This window comes from Streptomyces sp. KL116D, assembly GCF_030766975.1.
Taxonomy (GTDB): Bacteria; Actinomycetota; Actinomycetes; order Streptomycetales; family Streptomycetaceae; genus Streptomyces; species Streptomyces longispororuber_A.
Genome location: NZ_JASERH010000034.1, coordinates 12,928 through 36,556 on the forward strand (window position 1 = coordinate 12,928; position 23,629 = coordinate 36,556).

At 70.1% G+C, this 23,629-nt stretch carries 19 protein-coding genes; 18 read left to right on the top strand and 1 reads right to left on the bottom strand.

All coding sequences use genetic code 11. The features are described 5' to 3' along the window. Nucleotides 1-162: 162 nt before the first annotated feature. The 16 genes from RBJ77_RS13055 (at nucleotide 163) to recQ (ending at nucleotide 19,443) form a co-directional block, all read left to right on the top strand. Nucleotides 163-522, top strand: a complete 360-nt coding sequence (locus RBJ77_RS13055) for an NADH-quinone oxidoreductase subunit A (RefSeq protein ID WP_030494815.1) — start codon at nucleotides 163-165, stop codon at nucleotides 520-522. Nucleotides 523-556: 34 nt separating this feature from the next. Next, nucleotides 557-1,111, top strand: a complete 555-nt coding sequence (locus RBJ77_RS13060) for an NADH-quinone oxidoreductase subunit B family protein (RefSeq protein ID WP_005313804.1) — start codon at nucleotides 557-559, stop codon at nucleotides 1,109-1,111. Then, nucleotides 1,108-1,860: an NADH-quinone oxidoreductase subunit C gene (locus tag RBJ77_RS13065; RefSeq protein WP_372345154.1), complete on the top strand. Its 753-nt coding sequence runs from the start codon at nucleotides 1,108-1,110 to the stop codon at nucleotides 1,858-1,860. Before RBJ77_RS13060 ends, RBJ77_RS13065 begins: the two co-directional genes overlap by 4 nt. Beyond that, nucleotides 1,857-3,194, top strand: a complete 1,338-nt coding sequence (locus RBJ77_RS13070) for an NADH-quinone oxidoreductase subunit D (protein WP_372345155.1) — start codon at nucleotides 1,857-1,859, stop codon at nucleotides 3,192-3,194. Before RBJ77_RS13065 ends, RBJ77_RS13070 begins: the two co-directional genes overlap by 4 nt. Then, on the top strand, nucleotides 3,191-4,060 hold the full coding sequence (nuoE, locus tag RBJ77_RS13075; RefSeq protein WP_372345156.1) for an NADH-quinone oxidoreductase subunit NuoE: 870 nt from the start codon (nucleotides 3,191-3,193) through the stop codon (nucleotides 4,058-4,060). The genes RBJ77_RS13070 and nuoE overlap by 4 nt, the downstream gene beginning before the upstream one ends. Then, nucleotides 4,060-5,427 carry an NADH-quinone oxidoreductase subunit NuoF gene (nuoF, locus tag RBJ77_RS13080; protein ID WP_372345157.1) on the top strand — a complete coding sequence of 456 codons (1,368 nt, stop codon included), beginning with the start codon at nucleotides 4,060-4,062 and terminating at the stop codon, nucleotides 5,425-5,427. Before nuoE ends, nuoF begins: the two co-directional genes overlap by 1 nt. Further along, nucleotides 5,424-7,925, top strand: a complete 2,502-nt coding sequence (locus RBJ77_RS13085) for an NADH-quinone oxidoreductase subunit G (protein ID WP_372345158.1) — start codon at nucleotides 5,424-5,426, stop codon at nucleotides 7,923-7,925. The genes nuoF and RBJ77_RS13085 overlap by 4 nt, the downstream gene beginning before the upstream one ends. Continuing rightward, nucleotides 7,922-9,319: an NADH-quinone oxidoreductase subunit NuoH gene (gene nuoH, locus RBJ77_RS13090; RefSeq protein WP_372345159.1), complete on the top strand. Its 1,398-nt coding sequence runs from the start codon at nucleotides 7,922-7,924 to the stop codon at nucleotides 9,317-9,319. The genes RBJ77_RS13085 and nuoH overlap by 4 nt, the downstream gene beginning before the upstream one ends. After that, complete coding sequence (nuoI, locus tag RBJ77_RS13095) at nucleotides 9,312-9,929, top strand: NADH-quinone oxidoreductase subunit NuoI (RefSeq protein ID WP_372345160.1); 618 nt, start codon at nucleotides 9,312-9,314, stop codon at nucleotides 9,927-9,929. Before nuoH ends, nuoI begins: the two co-directional genes overlap by 8 nt. Next, complete coding sequence (locus RBJ77_RS13100; RefSeq protein ID WP_372345161.1) at nucleotides 9,926-10,750, top strand: NADH-quinone oxidoreductase subunit J; 825 nt, start codon at nucleotides 9,926-9,928, stop codon at nucleotides 10,748-10,750. Before nuoI ends, RBJ77_RS13100 begins: the two co-directional genes overlap by 4 nt. After that, nucleotides 10,747-11,046 (top strand): NADH-quinone oxidoreductase subunit NuoK, encoded by a 300-nt coding sequence (nuoK, locus tag RBJ77_RS13105; protein ID WP_255974843.1) that lies wholly within the window; start codon nucleotides 10,747-10,749, stop codon nucleotides 11,044-11,046. The genes RBJ77_RS13100 and nuoK overlap by 4 nt, the downstream gene beginning before the upstream one ends. A gap of 13 nt (nucleotides 11,047-11,059) precedes the next feature. Beyond that, nucleotides 11,060-12,955 carry an NADH-quinone oxidoreductase subunit L gene (nuoL, locus tag RBJ77_RS13110; protein WP_372345162.1) on the top strand — a complete coding sequence of 632 codons (1,896 nt, stop codon included), beginning with the start codon at nucleotides 11,060-11,062 and terminating at the stop codon, nucleotides 12,953-12,955. A 5-nt stretch (nucleotides 12,956-12,960) separates the two neighbouring features. Next, complete coding sequence (locus RBJ77_RS13115) at nucleotides 12,961-14,535, top strand: NADH-quinone oxidoreductase subunit M (protein ID WP_372345163.1); 1,575 nt, start codon at nucleotides 12,961-12,963, stop codon at nucleotides 14,533-14,535. Next, the gene (nuoN, locus tag RBJ77_RS13120; RefSeq protein ID WP_255974840.1) at nucleotides 14,532-16,181 is read left to right on the top strand and encodes an NADH-quinone oxidoreductase subunit NuoN; all 1,650 of its coding nucleotides are present in this window, start codon (nucleotides 14,532-14,534) and stop codon (nucleotides 16,179-16,181) included. The genes RBJ77_RS13115 and nuoN overlap by 4 nt, the downstream gene beginning before the upstream one ends. Nucleotides 16,182-16,369: 188 nt before the next feature. Next, nucleotides 16,370-17,269: a carbohydrate-binding protein gene (locus RBJ77_RS13125; RefSeq protein ID WP_372345164.1), complete on the top strand. Its 900-nt coding sequence runs from the start codon at nucleotides 16,370-16,372 to the stop codon at nucleotides 17,267-17,269. A 200-nt stretch (nucleotides 17,270-17,469) separates the two neighbouring features. Beyond that, on the top strand, nucleotides 17,470-19,443 hold the full coding sequence (recQ, locus tag RBJ77_RS13130; protein WP_372345165.1) for a DNA helicase RecQ: 1,974 nt from the start codon (nucleotides 17,470-17,472) through the stop codon (nucleotides 19,441-19,443). Nucleotides 19,444-19,643: 200 nt separating this feature from the next. Here the strand turns inward: recQ and fahA are convergent, their stop codons facing one another. Further along, a complete protein-coding gene (gene fahA, locus RBJ77_RS13135; protein ID WP_372345166.1) occupies nucleotides 19,644-20,879 on the bottom strand; it encodes a fumarylacetoacetase in 1,236 nt (411 codons plus the stop codon). 231 nt (nucleotides 20,880-21,110) lie between these two features. Between fahA and RBJ77_RS13140 the strand changes: the two genes are divergently transcribed. Next, on the top strand, nucleotides 21,111-22,361 hold the full coding sequence (locus RBJ77_RS13140) for an ATP-grasp domain-containing protein (protein ID WP_372345167.1): 1,251 nt from the start codon (nucleotides 21,111-21,113) through the stop codon (nucleotides 22,359-22,361). A gap of 57 nt (nucleotides 22,362-22,418) precedes the next feature. Beyond that, nucleotides 22,419-23,621 (top strand): FAD-dependent oxidoreductase, encoded by a 1,203-nt coding sequence (locus RBJ77_RS13145; RefSeq protein WP_372345168.1) that lies wholly within the window; start codon nucleotides 22,419-22,421, stop codon nucleotides 23,619-23,621. The last annotated feature ends 8 nt before the right edge of the window (nucleotides 23,622-23,629 follow it).

The following is a 23,629-nucleotide window of genomic DNA, read 5'->3' on the forward strand; positions in this document are numbered from 1 at the left end:
ACCCCGTGTCGCAGATCACAGAGTGCCGGGCATAGGATGCGGGGCAGTTGGGCTTGTGACCTGCTTCACATGTAAGCGATCTTCGACCGTTTGCAGGAGGGGCGGGGGTGCGAGCCCGTGCAACCGCCAGCAGTCAGCGCCGACTGAGAGGAGCGAGGAGCGGTGAACGCCTATGCGCCCATCCTCGTACTGGGAGCCCTCGGGGCAGGCTTTGCGATCTTCTCCGTGGTCATGGCCACGCTTATCGGTCCAAAGCGGTACAACCGGGCCAAGCTTGAAGCCTATGAGTGCGGGATCGAGCCGACCCCCACGCCGGCCGGTGGCGGCCGCTTCCCCATCAAGTACTACCTGACGGCGATGCTCTTCATCGTCTTCGACATCGAGATCGTCTTCCTCTACCCCTGGGCCGTCACCTTCGACGCCCTGGGGCTTTTCGGGCTCGTGGAGATGCTGCTCTTCGTGCTCACCGTCTTTGTCGCGTACGCGTATGTGTGGCGGCGCGGCGGCCTGGAATGGGACTGAGCCCCGTACAGGGGAGACCAGGAGCCACAGAGCAATGGGACTCGAAGAAAAGCTGCCGAGCGGATTCCTGCTGACCACCGTCGAGCAGGCCGCGGGCTGGGTGCGCAAGTCGTCCGTCTTTCCCGCCACGTTCGGGCTCGCGTGCTGCGCCATCGAGATGATGACGACGGGCGCGGGACGCTACGACCTGGCGCGGTTCGGCATGGAGGTGTTCCGCGGATCGCCCCGCCAGGCGGACCTGATGATCGTGGCCGGGCGGGTGAGCCAGAAGATGGCGCCCGTCCTGCGCCAGGTCTACGACCAGATGCCCAACCCCAAGTGGGTCATCTCCATGGGGGTCTGCGCCTCGTCCGGCGGGATGTTCAACAACTACGCGATCGTGCAGGGCGTCGACCACATCGTCCCGGTCGACATCTATCTGCCCGGCTGCCCGCCCCGCCCCGAGATGCTGATGGACGCGATCCTCAAGCTCCACCAGAAGATCCAGGGCTCCAAGCTCGGCGTGAACGCCGAGGAGGCGGCCCGTGAGGCGGAGGAAGCGGCGCTCAAGGCACTCCCGACGATCGAGATGAAGGGGCTGCTGCGATGAGTGACGCGAACGGCGCCAAGGGGCCCGACGGGGCCAACCCCGAGAAGGATCTCAGCGCCTCCAACCTGCCGGGGCAGCGCGGCGACGCCGGCGAGGAGATCCGCGTCCAGCGCGGCATGTTCGGCGCCGACAACGGCGGGGACACGTCGGGTTACGGCGGACTCGTCCGCTCCGTCCGGCTCCCCGGTGAGGCCACCCGCCCCTACGGCGGCTGGTTCGACGAGGTGGCCGACGAGCTGGAGGGCGCCCTGGAGGAACAGGGCCTCGTCCCCGAGAACGCCATCGACAAGACGGTCGTCGACCGCGGCGAGCTCACCTTCCACATCGAGCGCGAGCACCTCGTCCGCGTCGCCCACACGCTGCGCGACGACCCGGCCCTGCGCTTCGAGCTGTGCACGGGGGTGAGCGGCGTCCACTACCCCGGCGACAAGGGCCGGGAGCTGCACGCCGTCTACCACCTGCGGTCGATCACCCACAACCGGCTGATCCGCCTCGAGGTGTCCATGCCCGACACGGACCCGCACGTCCCGTCCCTGGTCCCCGTGTATCCCACGAACGACTGGCACGAGCGCGAGACGTACGACTTCTTCGGCATCGTCTTCGACGGCCACCCCGCGCTGACGCGGATCATGATGCCGGACGACTGGCAGGGCTTCCCGCAGCGCAAGGACTATCCCCTCGGCGGCATCCCCGTCGAGTACAAGGGCGCCCAGATCCCGGCTCCGGACCAGCGGAGGTCGTACTCGTGACCACACCCCACGCGCAGCAATCCTTCTCTTCGGCCCGCGCCACCACCGAGGGCACCGTCTACACGGTCACCGGAGGTGACTGGGACGAGATCGTCGAGTCCGCGGCCAAGTCCGACGACGAGCGCATCATCGTCAACATGGGACCCCAGCACCCGTCCACGCACGGAGTGCTGCGCCTGATCCTGGAGATCGACGGCGAGACGGTCACCGAGGCCCGCTGCGGCATCGGCTACCTGCACACGGGCATCGAGAAGAACCTCGAGTACCGCACGTGGACGCAGGGCACCACGTTCGTGACGCGCATGGACTACCTGACGCCGTTCTTCAACGAGACGGCGTACTGCCTCGCCGTCGAGAAGCTCCTCGGCATCGAGAACGAGGTCCCCGACCGCGCGAGCATCATCCGGGTCCTGCTCATGGAGCTGAACCGGATGTCCTCGCACCTGGTCTGCATCGCCACCGGCGGTATGGAACTCGGCGCGACGACGATCATGATCTACGGCTTTCGTGATCGTGAACTCATTCTCGACATCTACGAGTTGATCACCGGCCTGCGGATGAACCACGCGTACGTCCGGCCCGGCGGGCTCGCCCAGGACCTGCCGCCCGGCGCGGTGGACCAGCTCCGCGAGTTCGTGAAGAAGATGAAGAAGAACCTCCCCGAGTACGACAAGCTCGCCACCGGGAACCCCATCTTCAAGGCCCGCATGCAGGACGTCGGGTACCTCGACCTCGCGGGCACCATGGCGCTCGGCGCCACAGGACCGATCCTGCGCTCCGCCGGCCTGCCGCACGACCTGCGCAAGGCGCAGCCGTACTGCGGGTACGAGACGTACGACTTCGACGTCCCGACCGCCGACACCTGCGACTCCTACGGACGCTTCCTGATCCGCCTGGAGGAGATGCGCCAGTCGCTGCGCATCATCGAGCAGTGCCTGGACCGGCTCGCGCCCGGCCCGGTCATGGTCGGCGACAAGAAGATCGCCTGGCCCGCCCAGCTGGCCCTCGGCCCGGACGGTCTCGGCAACTCGCTCGACCACATCAAGAACATCATGGGCACCTCCATGGAGGCCCTCATCCACCACTTCAAGCTGGTGACCGAGGGCTTCCGCGTCCCGCCGGGACAGGCGTACGCCGCCGTGGAGTCGCCCAAGGGCGAACTCGGTGTGCACGTCGTCTCCGACGGCGGCACCCGCCCCTTCCGGGTCCACTTCCGCGACCCGTCCTTCACCAACCTGCAGGCCATGGCGGCGATGTGCGAGGGCGGCCAGGTCGCTGACGTCATCGTCGCCGTCGCGTCCATCGACCCCGTGATGGGAGGCGTCGACCGGTGACCACCAGTTCTTCAGGGTCCACGGGGCAGGGTGTCAGCCTCGGCATGCCCGTGCTGCCCGCCCCTGCCTACCCGGACGACGTCCGAGCCCGCCTGGAGGCGGACGCGAAGGAGGTCATCGCCCGCTATCCCGGCTCCCGGTCGGCCCTCCTGCCGCTGCTGCACCTCGTGCAGGCGGAGGAAGGGCACGTCACGCGCACCGGAATGCAGTTCTGCGCGGACATGCTCGACCTGACCACCGCCGAGGTCACCGCCGTCGCGACCTTCTACTCGATGTACCGGCGCAAGCCGAGCGGCGACTACCAAGTGGGCGTCTGCACCAACACGTTGTGCGCGGTCATGGGTGGCGACGCCATCTTCGAGTCGCTCCAGGAGCACCTCGGCGTCGGCAACAACGGCACCACCGAGGACGGCAAGATCACGCTGGAGCACATCGAGTGCAACGCCGCTTGTGATTTCGCTCCCGTGGTGATGGTCAACTGGGAGTTCTTCGACAACCAGACGCCCGCCTCCGCCAAGCAGCTGGTCGACGACCTGCGCGCGGGCGCGGAGGTGTCGCCCACCCGCGGCGCTCCCCTGTGCACCTTCAAGGAGACCGCGCGCATCCTGGCCGGCTTCCCCGACGAGCGCGAGGGCGCCGTCGAGGCGAGCGGCAGCGCGGGCCCGGCCTCCCTGATCGGGCTGCGCCTGGCCAAGGGGGAGACCAGCCCCGCGCGCGTGGTCCACCCGCGCGCGGCGGCCACCGAGGGCGAGGCGCCGCACGACCCGTCGCCCACCGAGCACCTCAGCTCGCACGACGCGCCGCAGGACACATCGGCCTCCGACCCGGCCCACCCAGCGGGCCCGACCGCCGAGGAGGGGGAGTGATGACCTTGGCAGCCGAGATCGACAACAACGACACCAGCCCGGAGAAGCTGCTCGCACCGGTCCTGTCGGCCTTCTGGGACGAGGACAAGTCCTGGTCCCTGGACGTGTACCGCCGGCACGAGGGCTACGAGGGACTGCGCAAGGCCCTCGCGATGTCGCCGGACGACCTGATCGCCTACGTGAAGGACTCGGGTCTGCGCGGCCGCGGCGGAGCCGGCTTCCCGACAGGGATGAAGTGGCAGTTCATCCCGCAGGGAGACGGCAAGCCGCACTATCTTGTTGTCAACGCCGACGAGTCGGAGCCGGGGACCTGCAAGGACATCCCGCTCCTGTTCGCCAATCCGCACAGCCTCATCGAGGGCATCGTGATCGCCTGTTACGCGATCCGTTCGGAGCACGCGTTCATCTACTTGCGCGGTGAAGTGGTCCCCGTGCTGCGGCGGTTGCACGAGGCCGTGCGCGAGGCCTACGCCGCGGGGTACCTCGGGCAGAACGTCCTCGGGTCCGGCCTCAACCTGGAACTCACCGTGCACGCCGGCGCAGGCGCGTACATCTGTGGTGAGGAGACCGCACTCCTGGACTCGCTCGAAGGCCGCCGTGGCCAGCCGCGACTCCGTCCCCCCTTCCCCGCGGTCGCGGGCCTCTACGCGTGCCCCACTGTCGTGAACAACGTCGAGTCCATCGCGTCGGTTCCCGCGATCATCAATCGGGGCAAGGACTGGTTCAAGTCGATGGGGAGCGAGAAGTCCCCCGGCTTCACCCTCTACTCGCTCAGCGGCCACGTCGCCAACCCCGGCCAGTACGAGGCCCCGCTCGGCATCACCCTGCGCCAGCTCCTCGACATGAGCGGCGGCATCCGCCCCGGGCACCAGCTCAAGTTCTGGACGCCGGGCGGCAGTTCGACCCCCATGTTCACCGAGGAGCACCTCGACGTGCCCCTCGACTACGAGGGCGTCGGCGCCGCCGGATCGATGCTCGGCACCAAGGCGCTGCAGTGCTTCGACGAGACGACGTGCGTGGTGCGCGCGGTCACGCGGTGGACCGAGTTCTACGCCCACGAGTCCTGCGGCAAGTGCACGCCGTGCCGCGAAGGGACGTACTGGCTCGTGCAGTTGCTGCGCGACATCGAGGCCGGCAAGGGCTCGATGGACGACCTCGACAAGCTGAACGACATCGCCGACAACATCAACGGCAAGTCGTTCTGCGCCCTCGGCGACGGCGCCGCCTCGCCGATCTTCTCCTCGCTGAAGTACTTCCGCGAGGAGTACGAGCAGCACATCACGGGCAAGGGCTGCCCCTTCGATCCGGCCCGCTCGACTCTCTGGGCCGACCGGACCGACCAGCACCGCACGGAGGTGAACGCGTGACTGTGACCACCAACGCTCCCTCCGGGGGCGGCGAGGCGGCGGTCCCGCCGGAGGACCTGGTCTCCCTGACCATCGACGGCATCGAGATCAGTGTCCCCAAGGGGACGCTGGTGATCCGGGCCGCCGAACTGCTCGGCATCGAGATCCCCCGGTTCTGCGACCATCCGCTCCTGGACCCGGCCGGCGCCTGCCGCCAGTGCATCGTGGAGGTGGAGGGCCAGCGCAAGCCGATGGCGTCCTGCACCATCACCTGCACCGACGGCATGGTGGTCAAGAGCCAGCTCTCCTCGCCCGTCGCCGAGAAGGCGCAGCGCGGCGTGATGGAGCTGCTGCTCATCAACCACCCGCTGGACTGCCCGGTCTGCGACAAGGGCGGCGAGTGCCCGCTGCAGAACCAGGCGATGTCGCACGGCCAGGCCGACTCGCGGTTCGAGGGCCGGAAGCGCACCTACGAGAAGCCGGTGCCGATCTCCACGCAGGTGCTGCTCGACCGCGAGCGGTGCGTGCTGTGCGCCCGGTGCACCCGGTTCTCGAACCAGATCGCGGGCGACCCCATGATCGAGCTGATCGAGCGCGGTGCGCTCCAGCAGGTCGGCACGGGTGAGGGCGACCCCTTCGAGTCGTACTTCTCCGGGAACACGATCCAGATCTGCCCGGTGGGCGCGCTCACCTCGGCGGCGTACCGGTTCCGCTCCCGGCCCTTCGACCTGGTCTCGTCCCCGTCGGTGTGCGAGCACTGTGCGGGCGGCTGCGCGACGCGCACCGACCACCGGCGCGGCAAGGTCATGCGCCGCCTCGCGGCCAACGACCCCGAGGTCAACGAGGAGTGGATCTGCGACAAGGGCCGCTTCGGCTTCCGCTACGCGCAGAAGCCCGACCGGCTCACCACGCCCCAGGTGCGGGACGCGGAGACCGGTGAACTGCGGGACGCGTCCTGGCCGGAGGCCCTGGAGGCCGCCGCGCGCGGGCTCGCCGAGGCACGCGGCCGGGCCGGTGTCCTCACCGGTGGCCGCCTCACCGTCGAGGACGCCTACGCGTACAGCAAGTTCACCCGCGTCGCCCTCGACACGAACGACATCGACTTCCGCGCGCGCGTGCACAGCAGCGAGGAAGCCGACTTCCTGGCCGCGCGGGTCGCGGGTCGCGGTCGTGACCTCGACGGCAGCGGCGTCACCTACCGCTCGCTGGAGAAGGCCCCGGCCGTCCTCCTGGTCGGCTTCGAGTCGGAGGAGGAGGCGCCCGGCGTCTTCCTCAAGCTCCGCAAGGCGTGGCGGACGCACGGCCAGAAGGTCTTCTCGCTCGCCACGCACGCGACCCGCGGTCTGGAGAAGGCCGGCGGCACCCTGCTGGCCGCCGCGCCCGGCACCGAGACCGAGTGGCTGGACGCGCTCGCCTCCGGCTTCGGCCTGGAGGACGGGGGAGCGGCCGCCGCGGAGGCGCTGCGCTCCGAGGGCGCGGTGATCGTCGTCGGCGAACGCCTCGCGGCCGTCGCGGGCGGACTCACCGCCGCCGTACGGGCCGCGTCCGCGACCGGCGCCCAGCTGGTGTGGATCCCGCGCCGGGCCGGTGAGCGCGGCGCCGTCGAGGCGGGCGCGCTGCCGTCGCTGCTGCCGGGCGGCCGTCCGGCGACCGACCCGCGCGCGCGGGAGGAGGTCGCCGCCGCCTGGGGCGTGGCCGAACTGCCGCACCGCTTCGGCCGGGACACCGGCCAGATCGTCGAGGCCGCGGTCACCGGGGAGCTGCGTGCCCTGGTGGTGGCGGGCGTCGAGATCGCCGACCTGCCCTCGCCGGCCCGCGCGCGTGAAGCGCTTCACGAGGTCGGGTTCCTGGTCTCCCTGGAGCAGCGGCCGAGCGAGGTCACCGAGCACGCCGACGTCGTCCTCCCGGTGGCCGCGGTCGCCGAGAAGGCGGGCACGTTCCTCAACTGGGAGGGCCGGGCCCGGATGTTCGAGGCCGCGCTGAAGCCCGACCAGATGACGCGCCGCGTCGCCCCGACCGACGGGCGCGTGCTGCAGATGCTGGCCGACGCGATGGACGTCCACCTGGGCCTGCCCGACCTGCGCTCCGCGCGCGGCGAGCTGGACCGCCTGGGCAACTGGGACGGGCCGCACGCCACCGAACCGCTGGAGACCGGCACGCAGGTGCCGCGGCCCGCGAGCGGGGAGGCCGTGCTCGCCGGGCACCGGCTGCTCCTCGACCAGGGCCGCCTCCAGGACGGCGACGAGGCGCTGGCCGGCACCCGGCACGCCGCCCACGCGCGCGTGTCCGCCGCCACGGCCGCCGAGGCGGGCGTCAAGGACGGCGACGTGCTGGCCGTCACCGGGACCGCCGGATCGGTGCACCTGCCGCTCCAGGTCACGGAGATGCCGGACCGGGTCGTCTGGCTGCCGCTGAACTCCACGGGCGGCGGCGTCGCTTCGGACACGGGCGCCGTCCCCGGTGACCTCGTGAAGATCGGCCCGGCCGTCGCCGCCGAGGCTCCGGAGGTGCAGTCATGAGCCCAGCAGCAGTCAACCCGATGGCACTCGAAGACCTGTCGATGTTCGGCACGGACCCGTGGTGGCTCGTCGTCATCAAGGCGGTCTTCTGCTTCGCCTTCCTGATGGTGACCGTGCTGTTCTCCATCGTGTGGGAGCGCAAGGTCGTCGCCTGGATGCAGCTGCGCATCGGCCCCAACCGGCACGGCCCCTGGGGCATGCTCCAGTCGCTCGCCGACGGCATCAAGCTGATGCTCAAGGAAGACCTGGTCGTCAAGCGCGCGGACAAGGTCGTCTACATCCTCGCGCCGGTCGTCGCCGCGATCCCCGCCTTCATGGCGATCGCCGTGATCCCGTTCGGCCCGTCGGGCAACGAGATCTCGATCTTCGGCCACCGCACGGCGATGCAGCTCACCGACCTGCCGATCGCGATGCTCTACATCCTCGCGGTCGCCTCCGTCGGCATCTACGGCATCGTCCTCGCGGGCTGGTCGTCCGGATCGACGTACCCGCTCCTGGGCGGCCTGCGGTCCTGCGCGCAGATGATCTCGTACGAGATCGCGATGGGCGCGGCCTTCGCCTCGGTGTTCCTGTACTCGGGCTCGATGTCCACCTCGGAGATCGTCGCCCAGCAGCAGGACCGCTGGTACATCGTGCTGCTGCCCGTGTCGTTCCTGATCTACATCGTGACGATGGTCGGCGAGACGAACCGCGCCCCGTTCGACATGCCGGAGTCCGAGGGCGACCTCGTCGGCGGCTTCAACACCGAGTACTCGTCCATCAAGTTCGCGATGTTCATGCTTGCCGAGTACGTGAACATGGTGACGGTCTCGGCGGTGTCCGTGACGCTCTTCCTGGGCGGCTGGCGCGCACCGTGGCCGGTCTCCACGTTCTGGGAGGGCGCGAACCACGGCTGGTGGCCGATGCTCTGGTTCGTCATCAAGGTCCAGCTGCTGCTGTTCTTCTTCATCTGGCTGCGCGGCACGCTCCCGCGCGTGCGCTACGACCAGCTGATGAAGCTCGGCTGGAAGGTGCTCATCCCGGTCTCCGTCGTGTGGCTGATGCTCGTCGCGACGGTGCGGACGCTGCGGAACGAGAACATCGGCTTCAGCAGCATCTTCCTGTACGTGGGCGGCGGCATCCTGGTGATCCTGCTGCTCTCGTTCGTCGTCGACATCTTCCGCGACCGGGGAGCCAAGCGGGCCGGCGAGGGCGCGGCGGTCGAGGCGCCCACGGCGTTCGACCCGATGGCGGGCGGATTCCCCGTGCCGCCGCTGCCCGGACAGACCCTGCCGCCCGTGCCGCGCAGGCGTTCCCGCCAGGAGCGGGAGTTGATTGTCAGTGGTGGCCCCGATACTGCGAGTGACGAATCACTTGGCGGATCTCGTGACGGAAAGGAGGCGTCCGATGGCTGACGAGACGAACGCGACGAACGAGAAGGACACCAAGCCAGGGTTCCAGAACCCCGTCGCCGGCTTCGGCGTGACCTTCAAGGCCATGTTCAAGAAGCGGCTGACCGAGCAGTACCCGGAGGAGCAGAAGACCACCGCTCCCCGCTTCCACGGCAGGCACCAGCTCAACCGCCATCCGGACGGCCTGGAGAAGTGCGTCGGCTGCGAGCTGTGCGCCTGGGCCTGCCCGGCGGACGCCATCTACGTGGAGGGCGCGGACAACACCGAGGAGGAGCGCTACTCCCCGGGCGAGCGGTACGGCCGCGTCTACCAGATCAACTACGCCCGCTGCATCCTGTGCGGCCTGTGCATCGAGGCGTGCCCCACGCGCGCGCTGACGATGACGAACGAGTTCGAGCTCGCCGACAGCAGCCGCGCCAACCTGATCTACACCAAGGAGCAGCTGCTCGCCGGCCTGGAGGAGGGCATGGTCGAGTCGCCGCACTCGATCTTCCCCGGCATGGACGAGCAGGACTACTACCGGGGTCTGGTGACGGAGGCGGCGCCCGGCACCGAGCGCCAAGTCGCCGTTTCCAAGGGCGAGAAGGCCGAAGAGCAGGAGGTGGAGGCATGAGCGCGCAGCTCGCCGCTTACTCCACTTCCACGGGTGAGGCCTTCCAGTTCTGGGTCCTCGGCACCGTCGCCGTCATCGGCGCGCTGTGCACGATCCTGATGAAGAAGGCGGTGCACAGCGCCCTCTGTCTGGCCGGGACCATGGTCGTCCTCGCGGTGTTCTACCTGGCCAACGGCGCGTACTTCCTGGGCATCGTGCAGATCGTCGTCTACACGGGCGCGATCATGATGCTGTTCCTCTTCGTGGTCATGCTCGTCGGCGTCACCGCCGCGGACTCCCTGAAGGAGACCATCAAGGGGCAGCGCTGGCTCGCCGCCCTGTGCGGTCTCGGCTTCGGCGTCCTGCTGATCGCCGGCATCGGGAACGCGTCGCTGCACCAGTTCAACGGCCTGGCGAAGGCGAACGCCGGGGGGAACGTGGAGGGCCTCGCGGCCCTCATCTTCACCAAGTACGTCTTCGCCTTCGAGATCACCGGCGCCCTGCTGATCACGGCCACGGTCGGCGCGATGGTGCTCACGCACCGCGAGCGCACCGAGCGGGCCAAGACCCAGCGCGAGCTGGCCGAGCAGCGGGTGCGCGAGGGCAAGCACCTCCCGCCGCTGCCCGCCCCGGGCGTCTACGCCCGGCACAACGCGGTGGACATCGCGGGCCTGCTGCCCGACGGCACCCCGTCGGAGCTCACGGTCATGCAGACGCTGCGTGAGCGCGGTCAGATCCGGGACGTCTCCGGTGAGGCGCTCAGCGATCTGAAGGCCCTGGAGCAGCGGTCGGCCGACCGCCTGGAGCGCTCGGACGAGCGGGCCGAGGAGGCGTCGAAGTGAATCCGGTCAACTACCTGTATCTCGCCTGCCTGTTGTTCACGATCGGCGCGACCGGCGTGCTCATCAGGCGGAACGCGATCGTCGTGTTCATGTGCATCGAGCTGATGCTGAACGCGTGCAACCTCGCGTTCGTCGCGTTCTCCCGGATGCACGGCAATCTCGACGGCCAGATCTTCGCCTTCTTCACGATGGTCGTCGCCGCCGCCGAGGTCGTGGTCGGGCTCGCGATCATCGTGTCGCTGTTCCGTTCCCGCCACTCGGCCTCGGTCGACGACGCCAGCCTGATGAAGCTGTAAGGGGTCGCATCCAGTGGAGAACCTGATTGCGCTGCTGGTAGCGGCGCCACTGCTCGGAGCGGCCGTACTGCTGTGCGGCGGGCGGGCGTTGGACCGGGTGGGTCACCTGCTCGGCACCCTGCTCGCGGCCGGCTCCTTCGTCATCGCGGTCGTGCTCTTCTCCGACATGCTCGGCAAGGGCCCGGAGGACCGCACGTTCAGCCAGCACCTGTTCAGCTGGATCCCCGTCGAGGGCTTCCAGGCGGACGTCGCGTTCCAGCTCGACCAGTTGTCGATGACGTTCGTGCTGCTGATCTCCGGTGTGGGCACGCTGATCCACATCTACTCGATCGGGTACATGGAGCACGACGAGCGGCGCCGCCGCTTCTTCGGCTACCTGAACCTGTTCCTCGCGGCGATGCTGCTCCTGGTCCTCGCCGACAACTACCTGCTGCTGTACGTCGGCTGGGAGGGCGTGGGCCTCGCCTCGTACCTGCTGATCGGCTTCTGGCAGCACAAGCCGAGCGCGGCCACCGCCGCGAAGAAGGCGTTCCTGGTCAACCGCGTCGGCGACATGGGCCTGTCGATCGCGATCATGCTGATGTTCACGACGTTCGGCACGTTCGCCTTCGGCCCGGTGCTCGACAGCGTCGGGGACACCTCGGAGGGCAAGCTCACCGCGATCGGCCTGATGCTGCTGCTCGCCGCGTGCGGAAAGTCGGCGCAGGTCCCGCTGCAGTCCTGGCTCGGCGACGCGATGGAGGGCCCGACCCCGGTCTCGGCCCTCATCCACGCCGCGACCATGGTGACCGCGGGCGTGTATCTGATCGTGCGCTCCGGCGCGATCTTCAACGCGGCGCCGGACGCACAGCTGGTGGTCACCATCGTCGGAGCGGTCACGCTCCTGTTCGGTGCGATCGTCGGTTGCGCGAAGGACGACATCAAGAAGGCCCTGGCGGGTTCGACGATGTCGCAGATCGGCTACATGGTGCTGGCCGCGGGCCTCGGCCCGATCGGCTACGTCTTCGCGATCATGCACCTGGTGACGCACGGCTTCTTCAAGGCGGGGCTCTTCCTCGGCGCCGGTTCGGTCATGCACGGCATGAACGACGAGGTCGACATGAGGAAGTACGGCGCGCTGCGCAAGTACATGCCGGTCACCTTCGTGACGTTCGGCCTCGGGTATCTGGCCATCATCGGCTTCCCGGGCCTGTCCGGCTTCTTCTCCAAGGACAAGATCATCGAGGCGGCGTTCGCCAAGGGCGGGACGGAAGGCTGGATCCTCGGCTCCGCCGCCCTGCTCGGCGCCGCGATCACCGCGTTCTACATGACGCGCGTGATGATCATGACCTTCTTCGGTGAGAAGCGCTGGCAGCCGGACGCCGAGGGCCACGAGCCGCACCCGCACGAGTCGCCCTCGTCCATGACGATCCCGATGATCGTGCTCGCGGTCGGCTCGGTCTTCGCCGGTGGCTTCTTCTCCATCGGGGACCGCTTCCTGAACTGGCTGGAGCCCGTCACCGGCCACGAGCACGGGCACGCGCCGATCAGCGCGGGCGTGGTCACCGGCGCCACCATGGTCTGCCTGGTGATCGGCGTGGGCATCGCCTGGCTCCAGTACGGGCGCCGCGAGATCCCGGTCGTCGCCCCGCGCGGTTCGCTGCTCACCCGGGCGGCCCGCCGCGACCTGCTCCAGGACGACTTCAACCACGTCGTCCTGGTGCGCGGCGGCGAGCACCTCACGCGCTCGCTCGTGTACGTCGACCACACCCTGGTCGACGGGGTGGTCAACGGGACGGCGGCGTCGGTCGGCGGTCTCTCCGGCCGGCTGCGCAAGCTCCAGAACGGCTACGTGCGCTCGTACGCCGTCTCGATGTTCGGCGGTGCGGCGGTCATCGTCGCCGCGACCCTGCTGATGAGGGCGGTCTGATACCCATGTCCTTTCCTCTGCTGACAGCGACGGCGGTGCTCCCGGCCGTGGGAGCCATCGCCACGGCCGCCGTACCGGCGAAGCAGCGCACCGCGGCCAAGTGGCTCGCGCTGCTGTTCTCGGTCGCGACGCTGGTGGTCGCGGCGGTGGTGGCAGTCCGCTTCGACCCGGACGGCGACCGCTACCAACTGACCGAGTCCCACGCCTGGATCAAGGACTTCGGCGTCCGCTACGAGCTGGGTGTGGACGGCATCGGGGTGGCGCTCATCGCGCTGACCGCGCTGCTCATCCCGTTCGTGATCCTCGCGGGCTGGCACGACGCCGACCCGCAGGAGACCGGGAACACGAGGTGGCGGCCGACGCAGGGCTTCTTCGCCCTGATCCTGCTGGTCGAGGCGATGGTGATCATCTCCTTCGAGGCCACCGACGTCTTCCTCTTCTACATCTTCTTCGAAGCCATGCTCATCCCGATGTACTTCCTCATCGGCGGCTTCGGCGACCGGGCGGGCCCGCACGGCGAGAAGGAGGCCGCGACCCAGCGTTCGTACGCGGCGGTCAAGTTCCTCCTCTACAACCTCGTCGGCGGCCTCATCATGCTGGCGGCCGTCATCGGTCTGTACGTGGTGGCGGGCAGCTTCTCCCTCTCGGAGATCGCCGAGGCCCGTGCCTCCGGCTCGCTCGACATGGCGACGAACACCGAGCGTCTGCTCTTCCTGGGCTTCTTCTTCGCCTTCGCGGTGAAGGCCCCGCTCTGGCCGCTGCACACCTGGCTGCCGAACGCGATGGGGGAGGCGACGGCCCCGGTCGCCGTGCTGATCACGGCAGTCGTCGACAAGGTCGGCACCTTCGCGATGCTCCGCTTCTGCCTCCAGCTGTTCCCGGAGGCCAGCAAGTGGGCGACGCCGGTGATCCTGGTGCTCGCGCTCATCAGCATCGTCTACGGCGCGCTGCTCGCGGTCGGCCAGCGCGACATCAAGCGGCTGGTCGCGTACGCGTCGATCTCGCACTTCGGCTTCATCATCATGGGCATCTTCGCGATGACCAGCCAGGGCCAGTCCGGCGCGACGCTCTACATGGTCAACCACGGCATCTCCACGGCGGCGTTGATGCTGGTCGCCGGGTTCCTGATCTCGCGGCGCGGCTCGCGGCTCATCGCGGACTACGGCGGTGTGCAGAAGGTCGCCCCGGTGCTCGCCGGCACGTTCCTGATCGGCGGTCTGGCCACGCTCTCGCTGCCGGGTCTCGCGCCGTTCGTGAGTGAGTTCCTGGTCCTGGTCGGCACGTTCACGCGCTACCCGGTCGTCGGCATCATCGCCACGTTCGGCATCGTGCTCGCCGCGCTCTACACGCTGGTGCTGTACCAGCGCACGATGACCGGCCCGGTGAAGCCGTCGACGGAGGGCATCGCGGACCTGCGGGTGCGTGAGCTCGCGGTCGTGGTCCCGCTGATCGGCGTGCTGATCTTCCTGGGTGTCTACCCGAAGCCGCTCACCGAGCTGGTGAACCCGGCGGTCAAGCACACCATGTCCGACGTCCAGAAGAAGGACCCGAAGCCGGAAGTGGAGGCGGCCCACAAGTGAGTACGCCAACCGTCCACAGCCTGTGGACAACTGCCGCCGAGCCGATCTCCAAGATCGACGCACCGAAGATCGAGTACGCGCAATTGTCGCCGACCTTGATCGTCATCGGTGCCGCCGTCCTGGGGATCCTGGTCGAGGCCTTCGTCCCGCGTAAGTCGCGCTACTACGTCCAGGCGTTCCTGGCGATCGTCGCGCTCGCGGCCGCCTTCGCGGCGGTCGTCGGGCTCGCGGCCGGCGGGTACGGCACCACCAAGGCACACATCGCGGCCATGGGCGCGATCGCCGTCGACGGACCGGCGCTCTTCCTCCAAGGGACCATCCTGCTGGCCGGGTTGGTGTCGATCTTCACCTTCGCGGAGCGGCGGCTCGACCCGGAGGTGCACGGCAACCGCGTCGACTCGTTCGCCGCGCAGGCCGCCTCCGTGCCGGGCAGCGACAGCGAGAAGGCCGCGATCAAGGCCGGGTTCACCACCACCGAGGTGTTCCCGCTCGCGCTCTTCGCGATCGGCGGCATGCTGGTCTTCCCCGCGGCGAACGACCTGCTGACGCTGTTCATCGCCCTGGAGGTCTTCTCGCTCCCGCTGTACCTGCTGTGCGCCGTGGCCCGCCGCAAGCGGCTCATGTCGCAGGAGGCCGCGGTCAAGTACTTCCTGCTCGGCGCCTTCGCGTCGGCCTTCACCCTGTTCGGCATCGCGCTGCTGTACGGCTACGCGGGCTCGGTCTCGTACGCCACCGTGGCGAGCGTCGTCGACGGCTCGGTGACGACCGTCGACCCGGCCCTCGCCGACACCATGGGCAACGACGCGCTGCTGCTCATCGGCATGGCGCTGGTCGTCATGGGCCTGCTGTTCAAGGTCGGTGCCGTCCCCTTCCACATGTGGACGCCGGACGTCTACCAGGGCGCCCCGACGCCGGTCACCGGCTTCATGGCGGCGGCCACCAAGGTCGCGGCCTTCGGCGCACTGCTCCGGCTCCTGTACGTGGTCCTGCCGGGGCTGCGCTGGGACTGGCGGCCGGTCATGTGGGCCGTCGCCATCGTCACGATGCTGGCCGGTGCGATCGTCGCGATCACCCAGACCGACATCAAGCGGCTGCTCGCGTACTCGTCGATCGCGCACGCCGGCTTCATCCTGGCCGGTGTCATCGCCACGTCGCCCGACGGCGTCTCGTCCGTCCTCTTCTACCTGGCGGCGTACTCCTTCGTCACGATCGGCGCGTTCGCCGTCGTGACGCTGGTGCGCGACGCGGGCGGCGAGGCGACGCACCTGTCGAAGTGGGCGGGGCTCGGCCGGCGTTCGCCGCTGGTCGCCGCGGTCTTCGCGGTGTTCCTGCTCGCCTTCGCCGGCATCCCGCTGACCTCCGGGTTCGCGGGCAAGTTCGCCGTGTTCAAGGCGGCGGCGGAGGGCGGCGCGGGCGCGCTGGTCGTGGTCGGTGTGGTGTCGTCGGCGATCGCCGCGTTCTTCTACATCCGGGTGATCGTCCTCATGTTCTTCAGCGAGCCGAAGGCGGACGGCCCGACCGTCGCCGTGCCGTCGCCGCTGACCATGACGACGATCGGCGTGGGCGTCGCCGTCACGATCGTGCTCGGACTCGCCCCGCAGTACTTCCTGGACCTGGCGGGTCAGGCCGGGGTCTTCGTGAGGTAACCGCCTACGGCGCGGTCACGGTCAGGGCCCGGTGTCCCCGAGGGGGCGCCGGGCCCTGACGCGTGCCGGGGGAGCGGCCATGCGACGGGGGCAGGGGGCAGGTTGGTATGTGCCCGGCGGGAACGGGGCGTGCCATCGTGACGGCACGTGCGGAGCATCAGCATCCATCCCCCTCCCCTGGAGTTGACATGGACGGAACATTAGGCGGGCTCCCGGGAGGCGCGCCCGGCGACGGCACGCGCCCCGACGGCGGCACGCACCCCGGTGGAGCGGCCGACGCCCGGGTCACCGGTGGCCGGTCAGGGCCCTCCCGCAAGACGGTCCTCAGGGCCGCGCTCGCGGTCGGCGCCGCCCTCCCCGTGGCGATGGCGGGCGCGAGCACCCCCGCCCTCGCCCGCACCGCCAGGGACGGCGGGCCGGCACCGGAACTCACCCCGACCTGCGACGACGGCGACGACCCGACGCCCGAACAGATCGAGGGCCCCTACTTCAAGCCGAACTCGCCACAGCGCACCTCGCTGGTCACCGCGAGCACCCCCGGCACCCGCCTGGCGCTGAGCGGCTACGTCTTCGGTCTCGCCTGCAAGCCGGTCGCGGGCGCCCTCCTCGACTTCTGGCAGGCCGACGTGAACGGCGCGTACGACAACGTCGGCTTCACCTTCCGCGGCCACCAGTACACCGACCAGCAGGGCGCCTTCCGGCTCTCCACGATCGTGCCGGGCCTGTATCCGGGCCGCACCCGGCACATCCACGTCAAGGTGCAGGCGCCGGGGCGGCCCGTCCTGACGACGCAGCTGTACTTCCCCGGGGAGCCGCGCAACAGCACCGACTCGATCTTCGACCCGCGTCTGCTGATGACCGTGCGGGACGCCGGTGCGGGCAAGGAGGCCGCCTTCGACTTCGTCCTGGACGTGGCGCAGGGGCCGGGACCCGGTGAGCCGCCCGGCGGCACCTGGGCGGTCGGCACGGCCTACAGGGCGGGCGACAAGGTCACGTACGGGGGCGCGGGCTACACCAGCCTCCAGGCGCACACCGCCCAGCCGGGCTGGGAGCCGCCGGTGACGCCCGCGCTGTGGCGGGTGGGCTGACGCGGTCCGTGCGGGACGGGTGAGTCCTTACGGGACGGGTGAGTCCGTACGGACGTGAGGCGCCGGGCCGTGCGCCCGGCGCCTCACCGGCCCTGCGCGGAGGCTCACCGTCCACCGGCCTGTGGATAACTTTCCGCGATGTCGTCGGTGCCCCCTATCGTTGCTGCAGACGTCGAACCACGGCGCACGGGGGGTCAGCGATGAATGGGACTGAGGTCATGAGCGAGGTGACGGAGCGCGGGGCCGACAGTGCGGCCCTCGCCACGCTCCACCGCGTGTTCGGGTACGACGCCTTCCGCGGTGAGCAGGAGGCGATCATCGAGCACGTGGTGAGCGGTGGTGACGCCGTCGTGCTGATGCCGACCGGCGGCGGCAAGTCGCTCTGCTACCAGATCCCGGCCCTGGTCAGACCCGGCACGGGCGTCGTCGTCTCGCCGCTGATCGCGCTCATGCAGGACCAGGTGGACGCGCTGCGGGCGCTCGGCGTGCGGGCCGGGTTCATGAACTCGACGCAGGACTTCGAGGAGCGCCGCCTGGTCGAGGCCGAGTTCCTCGCCGGTGAGCTCGACGTCATCTATCTGGCGCCGGAGCGGCTCCGGCTCGACTCCACCCTCGACCTGCTCTCGCGCGGCAGGATCTCCGTCTTCGCGATCGACGAGGCGCACTGCGTGGCGCAGTGGGGGCACGACTTCCGTCCCGACTACCTGTCGCTGTCCGTGCTCGGACAGCGCTGGCCCGACGTGCCGCGCATCGCCCTGACCGCGACGGCGACGCACGCCACGCACCAGGAGATCACCCAGCGGCTCGGCATGCCGGACGCCAAGCACTTCGTGGCGAGCTTCGACCGGCCGAACATCCAGTACCGGATCGTCGGCAAGGCCGACCCGAAGAAGCAGCTGCTGAGCTTCCTGAAGCAGGAGCACGAGGGCGACGCGGGCATCGTGTACTGCCTGTCGCGCAAGTCGGTGGAGGCCACCGCCGAGTTCCTCTGCAAGAACGGGATCGAGGCGGTCCCGTACCACGCGGGTCTCGACGCGGGCACCCGCGCGCGGCACCAGTCGCGCTTCCTGCGCGAGGAGGGCCTCGTCGTCTGCGCGACCATCGCGTTCGGCATGGGCATCGACAAGCCGGACGTCCGGTTCGTCGCGCACCTCGACCTGCCGAAGTCCGTCGAGGGCTACTACCAGGAGACGGGCCGCGCGGGGCGTGACGGCCTCGCGTCCACGGCGTGGATGGCGTACGGGCTGCAGGACGTCGTCCAGCAGCGCAAGCTGATCAACATGGGGGAGGGCGACGAGGCGTTCCGCCGCCGGGCGTCGTCCCACCTGGACGCGATGCTGGCGCTGTGCGAGACGGCGCGGTGCCGGCGCTCCCAGCTCCTGACGTACTTCGGTCAGGAGGCGCCCGGCGCGTGCGGCAACTGCGACACCTGTCTGACGCCGCCGGAGACCTGGGACGGCACGGTCGCCGCGCAGAAGATCCTCTCCACGGTGGTGCGGCTGGACCGGGAGCGGCGGCAGAAGTTCGGTGCGGGCCAGATCATCGACATCCTGATGGGCCGGCGCACCGCCAAGGTCATCCAGTTCGACCACGACCAGCTCTCCGTCTTCGGCATCGGCGAGGACCTGGCCGAGGCCGAATGGCGGGGTGTGGTGCGGCAGTTGCTGGCGCAGGGGCTCGTCGCGGTCGAGGGTGAGTACGGGACGCTGGTGCTCACCGAGGAGAGCGGGAGCGTGCTCGGGCGGCAGCGCGAGGTGCGGCTCCGCAAGGAGGCGAAGCCGGCCACGGCCGCGCGGGCCTCGCGGGAGCGCCGGCCCAAGGCGGCCGCGGTCGAACTGCCCGCCGAGCTCGTCCCCGTCTTCGAGGCGCTGCGGGCCTGGCGCGGCGCGCAGGCGAAGGAGAACGGGGTGCCGGCGTATGTCATCTTCCATGACGCCACGCTCCGCGAGATCGCGCTGCAACGGCCCACGTCCATGGGGCAGTTGGGCACGATCGGGGGAGTCGGCGAGAAGAAGTTGGCCACGTGGGGGCCGGGTGTGCTGGAGGTTCTCGGCGGGTTCGATGGGGCCGGGGCCGGGGCCGGGTCGGGTGCGAGTTCCGTTCCGGATGAGCTGGGGCCGGAGCCGGGGCCCGAGCCGGACTTCGAGCCCGAGCCGGATGACGTGGACTGGTAGGCGGGGCGTCTGCCGGGTTCCGTTTCGTTCGCGGGTGCGGCTCTCGTCGTGGCTGGTCGCGCAGTTCCCCGCGCCCCTGGAGGCCTGCGGCCTCCTGGAGGCGCACGGAGTGCGCCTTTCAGGGGCGCGGGGAACTGCGCGAGAAGCCCCACCGGCCCGCACCCGCGATCGAAACGGAACCCGGCAGACGGTGACGCGTCCTAGCGGTGGCCCACCACGCGGCCCGTGACCTCGCCCAGGCCGACCCGGACGCCGCCGGGACCGGGGGCCCACGCGGTCATCGTCACCACGTCACCGTCCTCCAGGAACCCCCGCTTGCCGTCGGGGAGTTCGAGAGGCCGCTGACCGTTCCAGGTCATCTCGATCAGGGAGCCGCGCTCGTTCTCCTCGGTGCCGCTGATCGTGCCCGAGCCGTAGAGGTCGCCGGTACGCAGCGACGCGCCGTTGACCGTCATGTGGGCGAGCATCTGGGCGCCCGTCCAGTACATGCCGGAGAAGGGGGGCTCGGAGATGACGTGGCCGTTGAGGGAGACCGTGATGCGCAGGTCGTAGCCCGCCGGGTCGTCCGTGGCGTCCGTGTCGTCCAGGTAGGGGAGCAGCGGGACCGTCCGCTCCGGCGGGGCCGTACGGGCCGCGTCCAGGGCGTCGAGCGGCGTGATCCACGCGGAGACCGAGGTGGCGAAGGACTTGCCGAGGTGCGGGCCGAGCGGCACCGTCTCCCAGTTCTGGATGTCGCGCGCCGACCAGTCGTTGAGGAGGCAGATGCCGAAGACGTGGTCGCGGTAGGACGCGAGGGGGACCGAGGTGCCCTGCGCGGACGGCACGCCCACGACGTAGCCGACCTCCGTCTCGATGTCGAGGCGGACCGACGGGCCGAAGACCGGCGCCGGGTCGGCGGGGCCCTTGCGCTGCCCCGACGGGCGGACGACATCGGTCCCGGAGACCACGACCGTGCCCGCCCTGCCGTGGTAACCCACCGGCAGGTGCTTCCAGTTGGGCTTCAGCGGCTCCTCGTCGGGACGGAAGAGGCGGCCCAGGTTCGAGGCGTGGTTCTCGGAGGCGTAGAAGTCGACGTAGTCCGCGACCTCGAAGGGGAGGTGCAGCGTCACCGAGGCGAGCGGGTGCAGGAACGGGCGGACCGTGTCGCGGTGCGCCGGGACCGTCACCCAGGCGGTCAGCGCGCGGCGCACGTCCGACCACGCCGTACGGCCCGCCGCCAGCAGGGCGTTGAGCGTGGGCTGCGCGAGGAGCGCGGCGTACGGGGAGCCGAGGGCCAGGGCCGCGGCGCCCGCGTCCAGGACGTGGTCGCCGAGGCGGACGCCGACCCGGCGCTCACCGTCGGGGCCCTCGGAGAAGACTCCGTAAGGGAGGTTGTGCGCACCGAAGGGGTCGCCTTCGGGGAGGTCGAGCGGGGTGTGCTCGGAGGTGCCGGCCATGCCTACCTGCCTCACTTTCCATCGAGTGCGGCACACGTTACGTGGGAGTCGCCCGTTCGGGCAGTGCCTAAAGAGTTCGCAATGTCCGAATGACCCGTTGATGGAGTAGTCAGTTCCGGCTTAGCGTCAATGTCCGGTGGGCACGGACGGGGTGGGTCCGGGTCCGAAGGGGGACACGTGGGGGGACCCGTGGCCAGGAGTGCCGGCAGTGCTCGGAGCGGTGCTGGACGTATGCCGTTCGCCGTGGACCGGGACGTGCCGGGCCTCATCGTGAAGTTCGGCGACTATCCGCTGCACCACGGAGGAGTGGGAGCCATCCGCAGCCTGGGGCGTCTCGGCGTCCCCATGTATGCGATCACCGAGGACCGTTACACGCCCGCGGCGGCCTCGCGCTATCTGCACCGGGCCTTTCCCTGGCGGACCACCGGGGCGGAGGAGCCGGCGCGGCTCGTCGACGGGCTGCTGCGCGTCGCGCGCCGGATCGGGCGGCCGACCGTGATGATCCCGACCGACGAGGAAGCGGCGGTCCTCATCGCGGAGCACCAGGAGCCGCTGGCAGCCGCCGGGTTCCTGTTCCCGCGCGTGGAGCGGGAGTTGGCCCGCCGGGTGGCCAGCAAGCAGGGGCTGCACGAGTTGTGCGTGGAGCACGGCATCCCGTCGCCGGCCGCCGCGTTCCCCGGGTCGTACGCGGACATCGAGGACTTCGCCGCGAAGGCCCGCTTCCCGGTGGTGGCGAAGAACCGGGAGGCGTTCACCCGCCGCTCGCGGCCCGCCGTGAACGGGACCACGAGGATCGCCTCGCCGGACGGCCTGCGCGAGCTCGCCCGGGACTGGGGCGAGCGGCCCGGCGTGATCCTCCAGGAGTACCTGCCGCGCGAGGACGCCGAGGACTGGATCGTGCACGCGTACATCGACCAGGACTCCACGCCGCTCGCCATGTTCACCGGCGTCAAGGTCCGCTCGTGGCCGCCGCACGCGGGCATGACGGCGAACGCGTACGTCGTCGACAATCCGGAACTCGCGGACCTCGCCGCACGTTTCGTCAAACAGATCGGCTTCACCGGCATCATCGACCTCGACCTGCGCTTCGACCGGCGCGACGGGCAGTACAAGCTGCTCGACTTCAATCCGCGGATGGGCGCCCAGTTCCGCCTGTTCGAGAACGAGTCGGGCATCGACGTCGTCCGTGCCATGCACCTCGACCTGACCGGCCGCGCCGTCCCGGAGGGGGAACAGCGGGCGGGTCACCGGTACGTCGTGGAGAACATCGACCTGCCGGCGCTGCTCGCCTACCGGCGCAGCGGATACACGACCCCGCACGCCCCGTCCCGCGCGAGCGGCACGGAGCTGGCGTGGTGGGCGGCCGACGACCCGCGGCCGTTCTTCACGATGCTCGCCCGGTTCGTTCGGCCCGGGGCGAAGCATCTCTATCAGCTGTGGCGGACCAACCGCCGTGGCAGTGCGACCGGTTCGGCCGCCTAGCGGAAGGCTGAACCGGCACGAAGTAAGTGACGCTGCGTCGTCCTGGGGAGGGACTTCGTGATCCATCCGGTAGCTGTGATCGGGGCCGGTCCTTACGGCCTGTCGACCGCCGCCCATCTGCGGGCGCGCGGCATACCTGTCAGGGTCTTCGGTGAGCCCATGGTGAGCTGGCGCTCGCACATGCCCGAAGGCATGATCCTCAAGTCGGTCCCGTCCGCCTCGAGCATCGACGCGCCGCAGCGCGGCCACGACCTCGTCGACTACTGCGACGCGGCCGGCATCGAGCGGCTCGTCACGGACGAGGACCTGATCTCGTCCGAGACCTTCGTCGCGTACGGGGACTGGTTCCAGCAGAAGCTGGTGCCCGAGCTGGAGCGGGTCCGGGTGGTGTCGGTGGACCGGCGCGGCACGGCGGGCTTCGAGCTGAAGCTGGACTCGGGCGAGCAGTTCACGGCGCGCGCCGTGGTCGTCGCCACCGGTCTGTCGGGTCTGGAGTACGTCCCGCGGGAGTTCGCGGCCGCCGTGCCGGACGGTCCCACCCCCACGGGCCCGCTCTCGCACAGCGCCCAGCACCACGACCTGACCCGGTTCGCCGGCCAGGAGCTGATCGTGGTCGGGGCGGGCCAGTCCGCGCTGGAGACGGCGGCGCTCGCGGCGGAGGCGGGGGCGAGCGTGAAGGTGGTCGCGCGGGGCCGGGGCCGGGTCCGCTTCGGGGCGCCGCCCTGGGATCAGCCGCGCTTCCGGCCGGAGACGCCCTTCGGCCGGGCCTGGTCGCTGTACGCGCTCACCTACTACCCCCACCAGTACCGACAACTGCCGCCGCAGGCACGCCACTTCCTCGTCCGCCGGGTGCTCGGCCCGCTCGGCGCGTGGTGGCTGCGCGAGCGGTTCGAGGGGAAGGTGGGCGTGCGGGACGTCGCCGGGGTGGAGCGGGTGACCGTGTCGGACGGCGCGCCCGTCCTCACGGTCCGTACGCACGGCGGCCGGCTCGACGACATCGCCGCGGACCACGTCATCGCGGCGACGGGATACCGCGTCGACCTGGCCGCGATGCCGTTCCTCGGCGAGGGCCTGCGCACCCGCCTCGCCACCAGCCGGGGCACCCCGCGGCTGGGCGCCGGCTATGTGTCGTCGGTGCCCGGCCTGTACTTCACGGGCATGCTGGGCGGTTCGTCGTACGGGCCGGTGATGCGGTTCGTGTGCGGCACGGAGTTCGCCTCGCCACGGCTCGCGCGGCATCTGGCGGCGGCGCACGGCTAGTTCGCCGC